Source organism: Nocardia brasiliensis IFM 10847 (genome assembly GCF_000710915.1).
In the GTDB taxonomy this organism is placed as follows: Bacteria; Actinomycetota; Actinomycetes; order Mycobacteriales; family Mycobacteriaceae; genus Nocardia; species Nocardia brasiliensis_A.
On record NZ_BAUA01000150.1, the window covers coordinates 89,654 to 108,206 of the forward strand.

Annotated in this window: 17 protein-coding genes; 13 read left to right on the forward strand and 4 right to left on the reverse strand. The window is 69.2% G+C overall.

The features are described 5' to 3' along the window. From NBRGI_RS28950 to recN, 3 genes are read left to right on the forward strand one after another with little or no spacing between them, the layout of a single operon-like run. Positions 1 to 834 carry a TlyA family RNA methyltransferase gene (locus NBRGI_RS28950; protein ID WP_029900367.1) on the forward strand — a complete coding sequence of 278 codons (834 nt, stop codon included), beginning with the start codon at positions 1 to 3 and terminating at the stop codon, positions 832 to 834. Beyond that, positions 831 to 1,790, forward strand: a complete 960-nt coding sequence (locus NBRGI_RS28955; RefSeq protein ID WP_029900385.1) for an NAD kinase — start codon at positions 831 to 833, stop codon at positions 1,788 to 1,790. The genes NBRGI_RS28950 and NBRGI_RS28955 overlap by 4 nt, the downstream gene beginning before the upstream one ends. Continuing rightward, a complete protein-coding gene (gene recN, locus NBRGI_RS28960) occupies positions 1,768 to 3,543 on the forward strand; it encodes a DNA repair protein RecN (RefSeq protein ID WP_029900368.1) in 1,776 nt (591 codons plus the stop codon). Before NBRGI_RS28955 ends, recN begins: the two co-directional genes overlap by 23 nt. A 5-nt stretch (positions 3,544 to 3,548) precedes the next feature. On the opposite strand, the gene NBRGI_RS28965 is transcribed toward recN, so the two are convergent. Continuing rightward, positions 3,549 to 3,968, reverse strand: coding sequence for an SRPBCC family protein (locus NBRGI_RS28965; protein ID WP_029900369.1), 420 nt, complete (start codon positions 3,966 to 3,968; stop codon positions 3,549 to 3,551). Between the two features lie 103 nt (positions 3,969 to 4,071). After that, positions 4,072 to 4,476, reverse strand: coding sequence for a helix-turn-helix domain-containing protein (locus NBRGI_RS28970; protein WP_029900370.1), 405 nt, complete (start codon positions 4,474 to 4,476; stop codon positions 4,072 to 4,074). 76 nt (positions 4,477 to 4,552) lie between these two features. On the opposite strand from NBRGI_RS28970, the gene NBRGI_RS28975 reads away from it, so the two are divergent. Genes NBRGI_RS28975 through NBRGI_RS28985 form a run of 3 tightly spaced genes read left to right on the forward strand, consistent with a single transcriptional unit; the run spans position 4,553 to position 7,538 of the window. Next, positions 4,553 to 5,962, forward strand: a complete 1,410-nt coding sequence (locus tag NBRGI_RS28975; RefSeq protein ID WP_029900371.1) for an amidase — start codon at positions 4,553 to 4,555, stop codon at positions 5,960 to 5,962. Continuing rightward, positions 5,920 to 6,153: a hypothetical protein gene (locus NBRGI_RS28980; RefSeq protein ID WP_228833547.1), complete on the forward strand. Its 234-nt coding sequence runs from the start codon at positions 5,920 to 5,922 to the stop codon at positions 6,151 to 6,153. The genes NBRGI_RS28975 and NBRGI_RS28980 overlap by 43 nt, the downstream gene beginning before the upstream one ends. After that, on the forward strand, positions 6,150 to 7,538 hold the full coding sequence (locus NBRGI_RS28985) for a DHA2 family efflux MFS transporter permease subunit (protein WP_029900373.1): 1,389 nt from the start codon (positions 6,150 to 6,152) through the stop codon (positions 7,536 to 7,538). Before NBRGI_RS28980 ends, NBRGI_RS28985 begins: the two co-directional genes overlap by 4 nt. 178 nt (positions 7,539 to 7,716) lie before the next feature. Here the strand turns inward: NBRGI_RS28985 and NBRGI_RS49980 are convergent, their stop codons facing one another. Further along, positions 7,717 to 9,024, reverse strand: coding sequence for a M23 family metallopeptidase (locus NBRGI_RS49980; protein WP_051728106.1), 1,308 nt, complete (start codon positions 9,022 to 9,024; stop codon positions 7,717 to 7,719). A 279-nt stretch (positions 9,025 to 9,303) separates the two neighbouring features. Then, positions 9,304 to 10,005 carry a hypothetical protein gene (locus tag NBRGI_RS28995; RefSeq protein ID WP_051728112.1) on the reverse strand — a complete coding sequence of 234 codons (702 nt, stop codon included), beginning with the start codon at positions 10,003 to 10,005 and terminating at the stop codon, positions 9,304 to 9,306. A 373-nt stretch (positions 10,006 to 10,378) separates the two neighbouring features. Between NBRGI_RS28995 and steA the strand changes: the two genes are divergently transcribed. The 7 genes from steA (at position 10,379) to NBRGI_RS29030 (ending at position 18,416) form a co-directional block, all read left to right on the forward strand. Beyond that, entirely contained in the window at positions 10,379 to 11,593 is a 1,215-nt protein-coding gene (steA, locus tag NBRGI_RS29000; RefSeq protein ID WP_014983568.1) for a putative cytokinetic ring protein SteA, read from the forward strand. A 31-nt stretch (positions 11,594 to 11,624) separates the two neighbouring features. Next, positions 11,625 to 12,569 carry a copper transporter gene (locus NBRGI_RS29005; RefSeq protein ID WP_029900376.1) on the forward strand — a complete coding sequence of 315 codons (945 nt, stop codon included), beginning with the start codon at positions 11,625 to 11,627 and terminating at the stop codon, positions 12,567 to 12,569. Between the two features lie 88 nt (positions 12,570 to 12,657). Beyond that, complete coding sequence (locus NBRGI_RS29010) at positions 12,658 to 14,379, forward strand: CTP synthase (RefSeq protein ID WP_029900377.1); 1,722 nt, start codon at positions 12,658 to 12,660, stop codon at positions 14,377 to 14,379. 4 nt (positions 14,380 to 14,383) lie between these two features. Then, complete coding sequence (locus NBRGI_RS29015; protein ID WP_029900378.1) at positions 14,384 to 15,046, forward strand: NUDIX domain-containing protein; 663 nt, start codon at positions 14,384 to 14,386, stop codon at positions 15,044 to 15,046. 12 nt (positions 15,047 to 15,058) lie between these two features. Further along, positions 15,059 to 16,012: a site-specific tyrosine recombinase XerD gene (xerD, locus tag NBRGI_RS29020; protein WP_029900379.1), complete on the forward strand. Its 954-nt coding sequence runs from the start codon at positions 15,059 to 15,061 to the stop codon at positions 16,010 to 16,012. Between the two features lie 362 nt (positions 16,013 to 16,374). Next, positions 16,375 to 17,310, forward strand: coding sequence for a ParA family protein (locus NBRGI_RS29025; RefSeq protein ID WP_029900380.1), 936 nt, complete (start codon positions 16,375 to 16,377; stop codon positions 17,308 to 17,310). 188 nt (positions 17,311 to 17,498) lie between these two features. Then, entirely contained in the window at positions 17,499 to 18,416 is a 918-nt protein-coding gene (locus NBRGI_RS29030; protein ID WP_051728114.1) for a segregation and condensation protein A, read from the forward strand. The last annotated feature ends 137 nt before the right edge of the window (positions 18,417 to 18,553 follow it).

Sequence of the window (18,553 nt, forward strand, 5' to 3'; positions counted from 1 at the left end):
GTGGCCAGACGCGCGCGCGTGGACGCCGAACTGGTTCGCCGCGGGTTGGCGAGATCGCGAGAACACGCGGTCGAGCTGATCGGCGCCGGTCGCGTCCTGATAGCCGGAACGGTCGCGGTGAAGCCGGCGACCGCCGTCGAGGCGGGTACGCCGCTGCTGGTCCGGGAGCAGGCCGACGAGGTGTCGTGGGCTTCGCGCGGCGCGCACAAACTGCTCGGTGCCCTCGAGGTGTTCGAACCGGCGGGGCTCACCATCGCGGGGAAGCGCTGCCTCGACGCGGGCGCGTCCACCGGCGGTTTCACCGATGTGCTGCTCTCGCGCGCGGCGCGCGAGGTGGTCGCGGTGGACGTCGGCTACGGCCAGTTGATCTGGCGGTTGCAGAACGACGAACGGGTGCGGGTGGTCGATCGCACGAACGTGCGTAACCTCACCCCCGAAATGATCGACGGCCCAGTCGAGTTGGTGGTCGGTGACCTGTCGTTCATCTCGCTCGCCCTGGTGCTGCCCGCGCTGGCCGCGTGCACCGCGCCGGGCGCGGATCTGCTGCCGATGGTGAAGCCGCAGTTCGAGGTCGGCAAGGAGCGGGTCGGTTCCGGCGGTGTGGTGCGCGATCCGGCGCTGCGCGCCTCGGCGGTACGTGCGGTCGCGACGGCCGCGGCGGCGCTCGGCCTGCACACCGAGGGCGTGACCGCCAGCCCGTTGCCGGGCCCGTCGGGCAATGTCGAATACTTCCTGTGGCTGCGCAAGTCCGTTACCGCGGACGGCGGGCTCGAAGACGACGAGGCGCGAGTGGCTGCCCTCGTCGAGCGTGCGGTTGAGGAGGGTCCACAGTGAACGCGCCGACGAGGGCCGATAGCCGGGAGATCCTGCTGGTGTCGCATCCCGGCCGGGCGGAGATCATCGAGACCGCGCACCGGCTGGCGAAGATCTTCGCCGATGCGGGCATCTGCCTGCGAGTACTCGACGACGAGGCGGACAGCACCCGGTTCGAGGCCGAGCCGGGCGGTTATCCGGTGCGGGTGGTCGCGCACGGGCCCGAGGCCGCGGTCGGTTGCGAGATGGTGCTGGTGCTCGGTGGTGACGGCACATTCCTGCGGGCCGCCGAGCTGGCGCGCCCCGCCGGGGTGCCGGTGCTGGGAATCAATCTCGGCCGCATCGGTTTTCTGACCGAGGCCGAGGCCGAGCATCTCGACGACGCGCTGGCCCATGTGGTGCGGCGGGATTACCGCATCGAGCACCGGATGACCATCGACGTCAACGTCCGGGTGGACGACGAGGTGGTGGACACCGGCTGGGCGCTGAACGAGGCGAGCATCGAAAACGCCTCGCGGATGGGCGTATTGGAGCTGGTGCTGGAGGTGGACGGCAGGCCGGTGTCGGCGTTCGGCTGCGACGGCATTCTGATCGCCACCCCGACCGGCTCCACCGCGTACGCGTTCTCCGCGGGCGGCCCGGTGGTGTGGCCGGAACTCGAAGCGCTGCTGGTGATTCCGAGCAACGCGCACGCCCTGTTCGCCCGGCCGCTGGTGACCAGCCCGGAGTCGCGGATCGCGGTCGAGGCGGCGGCCGAGGGACACGATGCGATAGTTTTCCTGGATGGCAGGCGCACGCTCGACCTGCCGCGTGGCGGCCGGTTGGAAGCGGTCCGCGGCGCGCAGCCGGTGCGCTGGGTGCGGCTGGATTCCGCGCCCTTCGCGGACCGGATGGTGCGCAAGTTCCAATTGCCCGTGACAGGCTGGCGTGGCCGACGGCGAACGGAGAGCACACATGCTGACAGAGATCAGGATTGACGGGCTTGGCGTTATCTCGACGGCCACCGCGCAATTCCACGAGGGTCTCACGGTTCTCACCGGCGAGACGGGTGCGGGCAAGACCATGGTGGTCACCAGCCTGCACCTGCTGAGCGGTGCGCGCGCCGATCCGGGGCGGGTCCGGCTGGGCGCCGCGCGGGCGGTGGTCGAGGGCCGTTTCACCGTCGACGACGTGAACGACGGCGCCCGCGCCGAAGTGGCGCAGGTGCTGGAATCGGCTGCGGCCGAACAGGATGACGACGGCAGCATCATCGCGATCCGCACCGTGGGCAGCGACGGCCGTTCCCGCGCGCACCTGGGCGGTCGCGGCGTGCCCGCCGCGGTACTCGCCGATTTCACCGCGCCGTTGCTGACCGTGCACGGGCAGAACGATCAGCTGCGTTTGCAGCGTCCCGACCAGCAATTGGCGGCTCTGGACCAGTTCGCGGCCGACACCGTGGGGCCGCTGCTGCGCAAATACGGTGTGCAGCGGCGCTCTTGGCTGGACGCCCGCAACGAATTGCTCGAACGTACCGCGCGCAGCCGGGAATTGGCGCAGGAGGCCGACCGGTTGCAGCATTCGCTGACCGAGATCGATGCCATCGCACCGGAACCCGGTGAGGATGTGCGCATCGTCGAGGACGTGCGCAGGCTCAGCGACCTGGATTCGTTGCGCGAGGCCGCCGTCACCGCGCACGACGCGCTGGCCGGCTCGCCGGATTCGCCCGAAGACGGTTCCGGCGCACTGGAATTGCTCGGCGCCGCGCGCTCGCGCATCGAGTCGGCCGACGATCCGAAGCTCACCGCGCTGGCGCCGCGGCTCGGCGAGGCGATCGCGGTGGTGGTCGACCTGACCACCGAACTCAGCGGCTATCTTTCGGACCTGCCGTCGGATCCCGGCGCGCTCGACTCGCTGCTCACTCGCCAGGCCGAACTGAAGTCGCTGACCCGCAAGTACGCCCCCGACATCGACGGTGTGCTCGCCTGGGCCGACGAGGCGCGCACCAAGCTCGGCTCGCTCGACGTGTCCGAGGAGGCACTCACCGCATTGGCGGCCGAGGTCGATATCGCGGCCGAACGGGTGCGGGAGGCGGCGGGGAAGCTCAGTGCCGCGCGCAAGAAGGCGGCGGGCAAGCTCGCGTCCGCGGTGAGCGCCGAGCTGGGCGGACTGGCCATGGGCAAGGCGAAACTGGAGGTCGAGGTCCGGCCGGTTCCCGCGGGGCCGCAGGATTCCGCGCCGCTGCTCGTCGGCGGCAAGGAGCTGCACGCCGGATCCTCGGGTGTCGACGAGGTGGAGTTCCGGTTGTCCGCGCACTCGGGCGCGCAGTCACTTCCGTTGAGCAAGAGTGCTTCCGGTGGTGAGCTGTCCCGGGTGATGCTCGCGCTCGAGGTGGTGCTCGCCCGCTCGGATCACGGCGCCACCATGGTTTTCGACGAGGTGGACGCGGGTGTCGGCGGCCGCGCCGCGGTGGAGATCGGGCGCAGGCTGGCCCGGCTGGCCCGCACCCATCAGGTCATCGTGGTGACGCACCTGCCGCAGGTCGCGGCCTTCGCCGACACCCACCTGGTGGTCGACAAGTCCGACGACGGCAAGGGCAAGGTGAACAGCGGAGTGCGGGCGCTGACCAAGGACGAACGGGTCATCGAACTGGCGCGCATGCTGGCCGGTCTCGACGACACCGAAACCGGCCGGGCACACGCGGAGGAACTGCTGGAGACGGCGCGCTCGGAGAAGTCCGGCGCGGTCGTCTGAGCGTTTTAGCGCGCGGCCTTCTGCGCGGCCTTGATGAACTGGCCGATCAGGTTCTTCAACCCGAACTCCAGCACCTTCGCCGGGACGGGCAGGCTCGGCTCGGATTCCATCGTGTAGGACACCAGGGTGCCCTTCTCGGCGTCGGCGAAGGTGATGACGCCGACGTGGCGCTTCACCGGGGCCCCCTTGACGATCTTGTATTCCATCCGCTCGCCCGGCACCAGCTTGGTGATCTCCTCGGTGACACCGAGCGGTCCGACACCGAGCAGGTGCTGCGCGCCGACGCCCTCGCGCTCGGTCAGTCCGGGCTTGGTCAGTTTGATATTGATCGGCAGGTACGGGCTGACGCTCTCGCGATCGGCGAAGAGCCGGTACACGACCTCGCGCGGGGCGGCGATGACGGCGTCGACGGTGGTGCTGGCCATGGGGGTCTCCTCTTCGAGTTACCTGTGACCCGCAGCATATAGGTACCACCGGTACTCGCCGGGAGTCCGGGTGGCCGGTGTCACAGACAGTGCATTCCGTACATCATGGACCAGGCCGGTCCGGCAGCGCGATCGTCGCGCGATAGGCCGGGCAGCTCTCCAGCTCACCGTCATATCGGCAGGTGAGCAGATAGTCCAGATAAGCGCGCGCGGTTTCGAGTTCGGCCATGTTCCGATTGATCGCGGCGATATGCGCGTCGACCGTGGTGCGCCAGTTCGGATCGGTGGCACGGGCGGTGAGCAACTCGCCGATCTCGTCGAGGCTCAGCAATCCGGTGGTCCGCCACTGCTTGATCAACGCGATCCGATAGAGCTGATCGTCGTCGTAGTAGCGGCGGCCGCCGCGGCGATGCGGCGCCAGCAGGCCGCGGCGTTCCCAGTAGTGCAGTGTCGACAGCGGGAGCGCGAAATGGTCGACGACGGTGGAGATGTCCGTGAGCTCCGGCATTTCTCTAGTTGACCTCAACTCGGGTTGAACGGGCAAGGTAACCCTAACTTGCTGGATCACTCCGAAGGGACGGCCGATGTATTCCATTGCCGAGGCCGCCCGCGCACTGCGCGCGGGCGAAACGACGAGCGCCGCGTTGATCGAGTCCGCGATCGCGCTCGCCGACCGGCACGACACCGAACTCGGGGTCTATCTCACCCGCTTCGACGCAACCGCCATGGACCAGGCGTGGCAGGCCGATGCCGAGCGTGCGGCCGGGCTCGCTCGCGGGCCACTGCACGGCATTCCGGTCGCGGTGAAGGACACCATGGCGGTGGCCGAAGGTCCGACCACCGCACAAAGTCTGGTGCACGATCGGACGTGGGGTGCGGGACGTGACGCACCGGTCGTGGCACGGTTGAAAGCGGCCGGTGCGATCATCACCGGCAAGACCACGACGATGGAGTTCGCCTGTGGCATACCGGATTCCGGCAAGCCGTTCCCGCTGCCGCGTAATCCGTGGCGGGCCGACCGCTGGGCCGGCGGTTCCAGTTCCGGCACGGCGAACGGGATCGCCGCGGGACTGTTCCCGGCCGGGCTCGGTTCCGACACCGCGGGCAGTATTCGCATGCCCGCCGCGTTCTGCGGGGTGACCGGATTGCTGCCGACTTTCGGACGGGTGCCGAAATCCGGTTGTGTGCCACTGGGTTACAGCCTCGACCGGGTGGGACCGCTGGCGCGCACCGCCGCCGACTGCGCGGCACTGCTCGCGGTGCTCGCCGGTCCGCACCCGAGCGACCCGGACAGTACGCATCCCGTGGTGGACACGGTCTTCACCGTCGAGCCGCCGGAGACCGACCTGAGCGGTGTGCGGATCGGCGTGGTTCGCGAACTCGCCGAGGGGTGCGACCCTGAGCTGCCGACCGTATTCGACCGTGCGATAGCGGTTCTGGGCGCGCGGGGTGCCCAGACGGCCGAGATCACGCTGCCGTTCTACCGGGAAGCCACCACCGCCGCGATCGTCAGTGCGGTCTCGGAAGGCCTGGCGTACCACCGCAACGACCTGACCCGAAGCTGGGACGACTATTTCGTCGCCGCCCGCGGCCTGCTCGCCCAGGGTGCGCTGATATCCGGTGCGGATTACGTTCAGGCGCAACGGGTCCGGCGGGTCGCGCAGGCGGCGGTCGGTGCGTTGTTCGCACAGGTCGACGTGGTGGTATGCCCGACGGCCTCGGTCACCGCGCCGCGTTTGGACCAATTGGCCGATGCGGCAGGACATCAGGACGATGCCGCGCTGTTCCGGATGATCCACACCCCGTACTGGAACGCCCTCGGCAATCCGGTGCTGGCCGTGCCGATGGGCTTCGGCGCGGACGGCCTGCCGCTGTCCTGTCAGATCGCCGGCCCGGCCTTCGGTGAAGCCATGATCCTGCGGGTCGGCGAGGCGTTCCAGCAGGACACCGCATGGCACCGGCAGCTGCCGCCGACCTGGACGGCGGCGGCATGAGCGACCTGGTCGAAACACTGCTCGCCGCAGCCGGTTTGCCCGCGCACCCGGCCGAGATCCGCGGTCATGCGGTGAAATATCCGGATCTCCGTGCGGCGGTCGACGCGCTCTATGCGATACCCGAGGCCCGATACGCGGTTCCCGCGATTCGATTCGATGCGCGACCCGGTGAACCGGGGTGGGAGCAGTGAGCGTCGGTGCGGCCGTGCGCGCCGAGCAGCCAACACGGCAGCAGGTTCTGGTCTTGGCGCTGGCCTGCCTCGGTTCGTTCAGCGTGGTCATGGATGCCACCATCGTCTCGATCACGCTGCCCGACCTGCGTGCCGACCTCGGTTTCACGCCCGCGGCGTTGCCCTGGGCGGTGAACGCCTACACCCTGGCCTTCGCGGGTTGCCTGCTGTTCGGCGGGCGCTGTGCGGACGTGTTCGGCCGACGCCGAATCCTGTTGGCGGGCTTGGGGATATTCACCGTCGCCCGGGTCGCGGCCGGGTTCGCCGACACGCCGGGGTTCCTGCTGGCGGCCCGTGCGGTGCAGGGATTCGGGGGTGCGCTGCTGATGCCGGTGACGCTGTCGATGCTGACCGCGACATTTCTCGAGCCCGCCGGGCGGGCCCGGGCGCTCGCCATCTGGAGCGCGGTCGCGGCGGCGGGCGCCGCGGCGGGACCGGTGCTCGGCGGGCTGCTCACCGAGTTGGCCGGGTGGCGTTGGGTCTTCTTCGTCCTGGCACCGGTGGGGGTCGTCGGAATGATCGGCGCATTCGTGGTGCTGCCGCGTCAGGTGAGGGCCGTCGCGCGACCGCGGCTCGATGTGGTGGGCGCGGTGCTGGCCACTGCGGGCATCACCGGTGTCGTGCTGGCCATCATGCGGTCGGCGGCCGCCGGCTGGACCGATCCGGGTGTGCTCGGCGCGGTGCTGGGCGGCTCGGCATTGATCGCCATTTTCGCTGTGCACCAGGCATTTTGGTCCGCCGAGCCGCTGCTGCCGCTGACCATCTTCCGGTTGCGCTCGGTGACCAGCGCCAACATCGTGATCTTCCTGCTCGGGGCCGGCTTCCTCGGCAGTCCCATCCTGCTGTCGCTGTACCTGCAAGACGTGTACGGCTATTCGCCGTTCCTGGCCGGGATCGGTTATCTCCCTTCGGGTATCGCGATGGTCGTCGGTTCCCGTTCCGCGGGCTGGCTCACCGTGCGGTTCGGCGCCCGCCGGGCGGCCATGCTGTGCTGTGCGATCGGCGGGCTGGGCTTTCTCGGCACGGCGCTCGGCATCGCGCTCGGCGCACCGTACTTCTGGTCGGTGCTGGTCTCGGGCATGATCTTCGGCTACGGCACGGCCGCCGCGTTCACCCCGCTCACCGTCGCCGCGACCGACGGCGTGCCGCCGGAACGTAACGGCTTGGCCGCCGGTGTGCTGAACACCGTGCGCCAGACCAGCGGCGCGGTCGGGCTCGCAGCATTGAGCGCGATCGCGTTGAGCGCGGGCTACGGTGCGGCCTTCGCCGCCTGCGGCGTCTGCCTCGGCGCGGCTTGTCTCGTCGCCGGTGCCCTGATGCCCGGTCGGCCTGCGCGCGCTGGGTGAGTCGTCCGGATCCCACCATCCGAATTCGCGGATGGTGGGATCCGACAAGCCCGGGTTCGACCCTCACCGCCCGGCGACGAGTCGCACGTGGCAGCTCGGGAGTGTGGGTAGTTGCCCTGACCTGCCGTGATTCCGGTGTCGATAATTCAGGCGGGGTCAGTTGCGCTGGCCGGAAAGGTCAATCGCGTTCGGGGCCGAGGCCGATGCCGCGGGTGGCGAGCCAGGGGAGAGGGTCGATGCGGTCGGTGCCGTTCAGCCAGACCTCGAAGTGGCAGTGCGGGCCGGTGGTCTCGCCGCGGTTGCCCACCGTGGCGATCTCGTCGCCCGCGGTGACGTGCTGGCCCACCGAGACCAGTGCGGTGTTGATGTGGCCGTACACGGTGACGGTGCCGTCGTCGCCGAGCACGCGCACCCACATGCCGAAGCCGCTGGCCGGTCCCGCGCTGATCACGGTGCCGTCCTCCACCGCGACGATCGGGGTGCCGATGGGGGCGGCCACGTCGACGCCGGGATGCAGGGTGCCCCAGCGCATTCCGTAACCGGAGGTGAACGTGCCGGAGGTGAACTTGACGAACAGGGGGCGCAGCTTTGCCTGGACGTCGGCGGCGATCTCGTCCGCGACCTTGCTGCCGTTCTGCAGCATGTCAGCGAACTGGCCGAGCGTGGCCGGACCTTCCGCGAGCAGGCCCGGGTCGGTGTTGTGCGGCTCGGAACTGACGGCCACCGGGTCCACTGCCTGCGGCTGCCCCAGCGCCATCGGCGCGACCGACTGCGCAGGCGCCTTCGCGCTCCCGGTCTCGAGGTTCTGTCCAGCCGCCACGATCGCGCCCGCGGCCACCGCGACGATCGCCGCCCGCCCTTTCAGTGCCGTCGGCGGCGCAGGCATCCGATGCCGCCCGCTCCGTCGCTTGCGGGGCTCGGCAGAATCGAGCGTCGCCCTCTCGGCACCTATGTGGCGCTCTCGGCCGTGGTCGGTGCGGGACACACTGTTGTGGTCGCCCCCGCGACGGTCGACGCCGGTTCGAGGCGCGCGGCTGGTGTCGGATCGGTCCGCACGCCGGCTCGGGCGGGGCCGATCGCCCGGGACTTGCGCGGCGGGGGCCGCCCACGGTTCGTTCGGGGACTGCCAGCGATCGTTCGACCACGTCCATTGATCGGTGGGTGTCGGGTCGCCGGGCGGCTCGTCGGTCGGCCAGTCCTCGGCCCACTGCTCATCGGCGGGCGGCCAATGGTTCGCAGACCAACCGTCTTCGGGGGACCACGGTTCTGCGGCGAATCGCGGCTTCTCGGCGGCGGCGCACCGATCGTTGCCGCCGGGCCAGCGGTCCTCGGTGGTGGGCCAGCGGTCGGCTGTGGGCCGATGATCCTCCCGAGCGGCCCGGTCTGCTCGCCGCAGGGGATAGCTGATCCATTGCTGAAAGTCGTTCGGGTTGCGCAGCCGGAAGGTGTTGCGCTGCTCGAAACCTCGCGGACCGTATCCACTCATCGCGCCGACCGCGTTTGTCTGGATTGTCCAGAACGCGCCGGTATGCGAGAAACGTCTGGTATTCGGTGTGTCGCACCGATATTCGCGGTTGTTTCGAAGCGCATCCAGCCGGTGTCCTTTGCTGCGTCCCGTCGAGCGGTCGTCGATGTCGGCCGACGGTAACGAAACGGTAGCGACCTCGCTAGTTAGACGCGCGAAATAGTTCGCTTCCTGTGACGGTAGACACAGTTTGGGCGGGCGATTGTCCGTAATGCCTTGAATGCTCAGGTGATTCGCGGGTCAGGGTTTCGGCGGAGCCGCGTTCTGCTTGGACAGCGCGTCGCCGAGCAGGAAGCCGCCGATCGTGAGGGCGGTGACGCCGAAGGTGATGGTTCCGATGAGTCCGCCGAGGGCTGCCACGGGGATCGCGGTCACCAGGCAGCCGCCGAGGAACCCGGGGATGGTCAGCACCCCGATGGTCGGAATGGTCGCCGCGCCGCCGACCAGCGCCCCGCCGGCCACGCAGCCGACCCCGGCGCCGACGATCGTGCCGATGAGCGTGCCCACCGCGGTGCCGACGCCGACGATCGCCGTGAAATTCTTCAGCGCGTCGGTGAATTCCGGGGACTCGGGATCCAGCGCGACGTCGTGCAACGGGTCGGTGACCCCGGGCGCCGGTGTCGCGGCGGCCGGATCGACGCTCGGCGTCAGAGTCGCGGTGGTGCCGTCCAGGCGCGCGGCGATGGGCCAGCGTCGATTGTCCTGGTAGTAACCGAGAGGCAACGAGGCACGCAGGACGCCCGCATCGTCTCGGATCTCCAGTTGGTCGCCCGCGGTGTCGAGCGATCCGGAATCGGTGGTCAGCACCACGGCGTCGTCGACCGCCCGCGCGGTGTAGCGGATGCCGGGTGCTTCCGGATCGGCGTGGGCGGTGAGAGTCGACGCGGCTCCGATCGCCGCGGTGCTCGCCGAAACAGCAAGGAATCTCGTCAATCTGTGCACGGTGCGTACCGCCTTCGATTCGGCCCGGTGGCCGACGTGGGTGTCGCGCTCGGCCGGTGGGTCGGAGATGCCATGGGAGTTCTGTCGGTACGCAGCGCCGCGGACGAAAGCCATCCCAGATGGAAATATGGGGTCAAGGTATGCCGGACGGTTGCCGACGCACAAGACGCGCCGAATGTTAGCTAGGGCACACGTCGGCCGAGTTCGTCGGCCCGCAGACCGTCCGAGGCGGCGTTTTCGCCTCTGACCACAACGGATCCGGCAGAAGTTCCGCGTGTCGTGGGTCGAGTCGCTGTTTTAGCAGTGACCCATGTGGTAGGTGATACGGCGCGCCTCCACCAAAGGTTGAGGGTTAGCGGGCAGCATCGGAGCCATGAAGATGCTGGCGTTGTTGTCGAGGAACACCGAAACGCTGCCCGGCCGCACCGGGATCGCCCGGGTGGACCGCAATACCCGGCGTCTGCTGAAACGGGTGGGGCCGGGGGATGTCGTCGTGCTCGACGAGATGGACCTGGACCGCCTCACCGCCGACCGCCTGGTCGAGGCGGGTGTGGTCGCCGTGATCAACACCTCGCCCTCGATCTCCGGCCGCTATCCCAATCTCGGCCCCGAAGTGCTGGTGGCCAACGGGATCCTGCTGCTGGACACGGTGAGTTCGGATGCCTTCAGCAAGATCAAGGACGGCATCAAGGTCCGGATCGACGGCGGCGTCGTCTATCTCGACAAGGTCACCAAGAAGGAGCCGGAGGTGCTCGTCGAGGGCATCGAGCTCACCGACGCCGATATCGCCGAGCGGATGATCGAGGCGCGCAACGGGCTGGCCGATCATCTGGAGGCCTTCGCGGGCAACACGATCGAGTTCATCCGTACCGAGAGCGCGTTGCTCATCGACGGCATCGGCGTGCCCGAACTGGAACTGTCGATGAAGCACCGGCACGTGGTCGTGGTCGCCGACGGGCCGGATCACGCCGAGGATCTCAAGCGGCTCAAGCCGTTCATCAAGGAGTACGTGCCGATCATGGTCGGCGTCGGTCGCGGCGCCGACACGCTGATGAAGCAGGGGTACAAGCCGGACCTCGTCGTCGGCGATCCAGACGAGATCACCACCGCCACCTTGAAATGCGGTGCCGAGGTGATCCTGCCCGCCGACACCGACGGTCATGCCAAGGGCCTCGAGCGGATCCAGGATCTCGGCATCGGCGCCACCACGTTCCCGTCCTCGGGTTCGCCCGCCGACCTGGCGCTGCTGCTGGCTCACCATCACGGTGCGGCGCTGATCGTCACCGCGGGCGCGGCCGCCACGCTCGACGACTTCTTCGATCGCAGCCGGCGCGAGAGCAATCCGGCGACCTTCCTGACCCGGCTCAAGCTCGGCACCAAGCTGATGGACGCCAAAGCCGTTGCCACGCTGTACCGCAACCGGGTCTCCGGCATCGGGGTCGCGCTGGTGGTGCTCGCCGCGCTGGTCGCGGTGATCGTCGTGCTGCTCGCGTCCAACACCGGCACCGACGCTCTGACCTGGGCCACCGACACCTGGCACCGGTTCGCGCTCTGGGCGCAGGGCTTAGTCGGCGCAGGCGGCCAGTGACCGGCCTGCGCTTCACGACCAAGGGAGAACGATGATTTCGCTACGCCAGCACGCCGTCTCGATCGTGGCGATCTTCTTGGCACTCGCCATCGGCGTCGTGCTCGGCTCGCAGACCCTCGCGGCGGATCTGCTGTCGGGGTTGCGCGCGGACAAGTCCGACCTGCGTCAGCAGGTCGACACCGTGTCCGAACAGAACCGGCAGTTGACCGATCAGCTCAACGCCGCCGATCGCTTCATCGCGGGCTCCGCCGGACGTATCCTCGGCGGCACCCTCGCCGACCGCAGCGTGGTCGTGTTCACCACACCGGACGCCGATCCCGCCGATATCGAGGGCGTCACCAAATCGCTGGAAACCTCGGGGGCCGCGATCACCGGCCGGATCGCGCTCACCGACGCGTTCGCCGACGCCACCGAGGGCGACCGGATGCGCACCGCCGTCACCAACGTCATCCCGGCCGGGGCCCAATTGCGCACCGGCGCAGTCGATCAGGGCAGCATGGCGGGCGACCTGCTCGGCCTGGTGCTGCTGCTCGATCCGGCCAACGGGCAAACCCGCGGCACCCCACAGGAACTCGGCCTCGTCCTGGAGACCCTGCGTGGCGGCGGCTTCCTCGCCTACGGCGACACCCCGGTGCACCCGGCGCAGCTCGCCGTCGTCATCACCGGCAACGGCGCCAAGTCCGCGGAGAACAGCCAGGGCGCGAACATCGCCAGGTTCGCCGGCGCCCTGCGCGGCCGCGGTGCGGGCGTGGTCCTGGCCGGTCGCGCCGGAGCCGCCGAGACCCCTGGCCCGATCGCCGTCGTCCGCACCGACGGCGCCCTCGCGACCTCCGTCACCACCGTCGACAACCTGGACCGCGAGATCGGCCGCGTCACCACCGTCCTGGCGCTGACCGAACAGCTGAACGGCGGCGCCGGCCGATACGGCACCGGCGACAAGGCGACCTCCCTCACACTGGCCTCCGCTCCCCGCTAGCAAGTGGTGACAGCCACGCGCGGCACATATACAGCAAACGTGCGTGGCGTTACTTCTGGACAGTTGATCCGTGTTACCGTGAAGACCCGTGGGTCAAACACGGATTCAGGCGCGAACAGCTACGAAGCACATCTTCGTGAGCGGTGGAGTCGCCTCCTCATTGGGTAAAGGTCTTACCGCCTCCAGCCTCGGTCAGCTGCTGACGGCGCGTGGGCTGCGCGTCACGATGCAGAAACTCGACCCGTATCTGAATGTCGATCCCGGCACCATGAACCCGTTCCAGCACGGCGAGGTGTTCGTGACCGAGGACGGCGCCGAGACCGATCTGGATGTCGGTCACTACGAGCGGTTCCTGGACCGGGATCTCACCCGGGACGCGAATGTGACGACCGGGCAAATCTATTCGACGGTCATCGCCAAGGAGCGGCGCGGCGAGTACCTGGGCGACACCGTCCAGGTGATTCCGCACATCACCGACGAGATCAAGAGCCGGGTGCTCGCGATGAGCGCGCCCGACGCGCAGGGGCAGACCCCGGATGTGGTGATCACCGAGATCGGCGGCACCGTCGGCGACATCGAATCGCAGCCCTTCCTGGAGGCGGCGCGCCAGATTCGGCACGATGTCGGCCGGGACAACGTCTTCTTCCTGCACGTCTCGCTGGTGCCGTACCTGGCGCCTTCGGGCGAGTTGAAGACCAAGCCGACGCAGCATTCGGTGGCCGCGTTGCGCAACATCGGTATTCAGCCCGACGCGCTGATCCTGCGGTGCGACCGCGAGGTGCCGCAGGCGCTCAAGAGCAAGATCGCGCTGATGTGCGACGTCGACGTCGACGCCTGCATCTCCACCCCGGACGCGCCGTCGATCTACGACATCCCGCGCGTGCTGCATCGCGAGGGCCTGGACGCCTATGTGGTGCGCAAGCTCGGGTTGCCGTTCCGCGACGTGGACTGGACCGTGTGGGGCGATCTGCTCGACCGGGTGCATTCGCCGCGCGAGACGGTCGAGGTCGCGCTCGTCGGCAAGTACGTCGACCTGCCCGACGCCTACCTTTCGGTCACCGAGGCGTTGCGCGCGGGCGGATTCGCCTCGCGGGCCAAGGTGCAGATCCGCTGGGTGCCCTCCGACGAGTGCGAGACGCCCGCGGGTGCGCAGGCCGCGCTGCGGGACGTGGACGCGGTGCTGATTCCCGGCGGGTTCGGTATCCGCGGCATCGAGGGCAAGGTCGGGGCGATCGCCTACGCCCGCAAGCGCGGTATTCCGCTGCTCGGGTTGTGCCTCGGCTTGCAGTGCGTGGTCATCGAAGCGGCCAGGTCGGTCGGTCTGGACGAGGCCAATTCGGCCGAATTCGAGCCGGACACCCCGCATCCCGTCATCTCCACGATGGCCGATCAGGAACAGGCCGTCGCCGGTGAGGCCGATCTCGGCGGCACCATGCGCCTCGGCGCCTACCCGGCGACCCTGGCCAAGGGTTCGGTGGTGGCCCAGGCGTACGGCGCCGAGCAGGTGTCCGAGCGGCACCGGCACCGCTACGAGGTGAACAACGCCTACCGCGACCGGATCGCGAAGAGCGGGCTGCGGTTCAGCGGCACCTCCCCGGACGGGCATCTGGTCGAGTTCGTCGAACTGCCCGCCGACGTGCATCCGTTCTTCGTCGCCACCCAGGCGCACCCGGAGCTGAAGAGCAGGCCGACCCGTCCGCATCCGCTGTTCGCGGCGCTGGTCGCGGCGGCGCTGACCTACAAGCTCGCCGAGCGGCTGCCCGTGGACATCCCGGACGAAGAGTTCGTGAGCGCGGCGGAGCAGGCGTAGCGCGATGACGGTGGACGGGGGCGCTGCCGCACCGGGCAGCCACGATTTCGAGACGGTGTCGAGCGAAACGGTCTACAGCGGCGCGATTCTCGCGCTGCGGCTGGACCAGGTGCGGATGCCGGGCGGCAAGGTCGTCGAGCGGGAGGTGATCGAGCACCACGGTGCCGTCGCGGTCGCCGCGATCGATGACGACGACAATGTCGTGCTCATCAACCAGTACCGGCATCCGATCGGCAGGCGGCTGCTCGAGCTGCCCGCCGGTCTGCTCGATCTGCAAGGTGAGGACCCGCTCGTCGCCGCGCGGCGTGAGCTGGCCGAGGAGACCGGGCTGGCCGCGCGGGACTGGTCGGTACTGGTGGACGTGGCGCTGTCGCCGGGTTTCACCGACGAGGCGCTGCGCGTGTACGTCGCGCGCGGACTCTACGAAACCGACCAGCCCGAGCCGGAATTCGAGGAAGCCGATCTGGCGATCGTGCGGATGCCGGTCGCCGACGCCGTGCGCGCGGCACTGGCCGGGGAGATCGTCAACGCGACCGCGGTGGCCGGTGTGCTCGCGCTCGCCGCGGCGCGGGCCGGCGACACCGAGCTACGTCCGGCGGACGCGCCATGGCCGGGTCAGCCCACGGCGTTCCTGCGCCGCAAGGCGGCGCAGAAGTCCGCGGACTGACGGGGGCGCCGGGTGCTCGCGCGGGAACTGGACGCCTACCTCGACCATCTCGCGGTCGAGCGCGGCGCCGCGCGGAACACCCTCGGCGCCTACCGGCGTGACCTCGGGCGCTATCTCGACTTCCTGACCGGGCGCGGCATCACCGCGCTCGATCAGGTCGCCGAGGGCGACGTCGCCGAATTCACCATGGCGTTGCGCGCGGGCGGCGCCGACCATCCGCCGCTGGCCGCGAGTTCGGTGGCGCGCGCCTTGATCGCGGTGCGCGGACTGCACCGGTTCGCGGCCGCGGAAGGCCTCACCGTCACCGATGTCGCGCACGCGGTGAAACCGCCCGCGCCCGGTCGCCGATTGCCCAAAGCCCTGCCCTACGACCAGGTGCTGAAGCTGCTCGAAGCCGCGGGCGGCGGGGCCGCCGACGATCCGGACGCCGCGCTCGGCGCCGACGGCGGACCGCGCGGGCTGCGTGACCGCGCGCTGCTGGAACTGCTGTACTCCACCGGCGCGCGCATCTCCGAGATGGTCGGACTTGATGTCGACGATCTCGATATCGCCGAACGCGCGGTCGTGCTGCACGGCAAGGGCGGTAAGCAACGCATGGTGCCGATCGGTCGGCCCGCGCTCGCCGCGGTGGACGCCTATCTGGTGCGGGGGCGTCCGATGCTGGCCGCCGCCGGCAAAGCGAACGCGGGCGCGCTGTTCCTGAACGCGCGCGGCGGCAGGTTGTCGCGCCAGACCGCATGGCAGGTGTTGCAGACCGCGGCCGAACGCGCGGGCATCGGCGCCGCCGTCTCGCCGCATACGCTGCGCCACTCCTTCGCCACCCATCTGCTCGACGGCGGCGCGGATGTCCGTGTGGTCCAAGAACTCCTGGGCCACGCGTCGGTCACCACCACCCAGATCTACACCCTCGTCACCGTGAACACCCTGCGCGAGGTGTGGGCGACCGCGCATCCCCGCGCCCGCTAGAACGGCGCGGTCGCGGCACCGGGTATCGTTCGATCCGAGCACATCCGGACAGCCGCGGGGAGGCGGACACGGGACAGCTCGGACGAGTCACCCGGCCGCTTCGACGTGCGTTTCAACGGTGACCCGGAGTGGCGCAGAGCGATACAGGGTAGCGTTCTGCTGTTCGCGGCCCGGCGTGGTGCCGCGAACACGCCGCGCGCGTCGCGGCTCTTGCACGCTCATAAGCGGTAGCGTCTATCGAGAGCTGGACCGTACGAAAGCGAGGTCGGGCCTGATCGGCTTCGCTACGCTCGGCGAGGCAACGGGCAGGAACGTATAAGGAGCAGCGGATCGTGACATCAGCCGGAGCGGCAGAGCCGCCGATGGGTGCTGGGGCGGAGCCGCATCCGGGTCCCGCCTCGGCGGCGGCGGCCGAAACCCTGTGGGGCACCGGGGTCGATCTCCCTGTCGCGGAGGACGCGGCACTCGGCCCGACCGGGCGCCCCCTGCGACTCGTGCCGGACCCGACGCCGCTGGAACGGCACGGCGACGCCCTCATCATCGCCATGTGCAACCAGAAGGGCGGCGTCGGCAAAACCACCTCCACCATCAATCTCGGCGCCTCGCTCGCCGAGTACGGGCGCCGGGTGCTGCTGGTCGATCTGGACCCGCAGGGCGCGCTGTCGGCGGGATTGGGTGTGGCCCATCACGATCTCGAGCTGACCGTGCACGACCTGCTGGTCGGCTCCAAAGGTTCGATCGATGACGTGCTGATGCAGACCAGGGTCGAGAACATGGATCTGCTGCCCAGCAACATCGACCTCTCGGCCGCGGAAATCCAGCTGGTCAACGAGGTCGGGCGGGAGCACTCGCTCGGCCGCGCCCTGCATTCCATCCGCGACCGGTACGACTACATCATCATCGACTGCCAGCCGTCGCTCGGGTTGCTCACCGTCAACGCGCTCGCCTGCGCCGACGGGGTCATCATTCCGATGGAATGCGAATACTTCTCGCTACGTGGGCTCGCGCTGCTCAACGACACCGTGGAAAAGGTGCGCGACCGCCTCAACCCCAGGCTCAGCCTGTACGGGATAGTGGTCACCATGTTCGACGCGCGACTACTGCATTCGCGTCAGGTGATGGCGCGGGTCGTCGAAGTGTTCGGTGACCTGGTCTACGACGCGGCGATCTCGCGTACCGTGCGGTTCCCCGACGCCAGCGTCGCGGGCGAGCCGATCACCACGTGGGCGCCCAAATCCAGTGGAGCCGAAGCGTATCGGGCGATGGCGCGGGAAGTCATCCACCGGTCCGGCCGGTGATCGGCAGCAACGACCCCGCACCACCCGCTACCACCCACACGCCCGGCCACGGCGACGACCACCCGTCGGGCGATCTCCTGGAGCGGGCTGCGGCGCGCGCCGACCGACCGGACTGTGCGGCGGACGAAGTCGAGGCCACCCCGGACCTGCACACATCGGCTCTCTCCGGCGTACCCGATGATGTCCAGATGCCCGAGCAGCCCGCTACCGCGAACTCCGAGTCCCCCTCGGAGTCGACGGCTGCCGATGCGGATGTCGCGGGCGGGGCGCAGGAGACGGAGCAGAAGTCCGGGTTTCATCTGCGGTTGAGCAACTTTCAGGGGCCGTTCGATCTGCTGCTGACCCTGATCAGCTCGCGGAAGCTGGATGTCACCGAGGTGGCGTTGCACAAGGTGACCGACGAGTTCATCGCCTACACCAAAGCGTTGACCGCGGCGCTGTCCGAGGACGCCACAACGAAACTGCGGGCCGACAAGATCCTCGACCAGACCACCGAATTCCTGGTCGTCGCCGCCACCCTGCTCGATCTCAAGGCGGCACGCCTGCTGCCGTCGGGGGAGATGACCGACGCCGAGGACCTCGAACTGCTGGAGGCCCGCGACCTGCTGTTCGCGCGGCTGCTGCAATACCGGGCGTTCAAGCAGGTGGCCGAGTTGCTCGGCGAGCTGGAGGCGGTCGCGCTGCGGCGGTATCCGCGCGCCGTCGGCCTGGAGGAGCGCTTCGCCGACCTGCTGCCCGAGGTTACGCTGGGAGTTGACGCGCACGAATTCGCCGCGATCGCCGCGGCGGCGTTCCGGCCGCGCCCGGTGCCCAAGGTGGGGCTCGACCACTTGCACAACCACGCCGTGTCGATCGCCGAACAGGCCGCGCTGGTGCTCGAACGGCTGAAGCTGGCAGGCAAAGGTGGCTGGACGACCTTCACCGACCTGGTCGCCGACTGCACCGTGCCGGTCGAGATCGTCGCCCGCTTCCTCGCGCTGCTCGAGCTGTACCGAGGCAAGACGATCGAGTTCGACCAGCCCGACCCGCTCGGCCCACTGTCGATCAGCTGGATCGGTGACGACGTCCAGACCAGCACCGTGACCATCGAGGAGGACTACGGGTGACCGAGCACACCGACACCCCGGTCTCGGACTTGCCGGAGTCGGAGCCCACCCCAGCCGCCGACCCCGCAGTGCCCACCGCCGATAGTTCGGCTTCGGCCACGAGTCGCGACGAGGGCCCGGGTGCAGCCGCCGAGGAC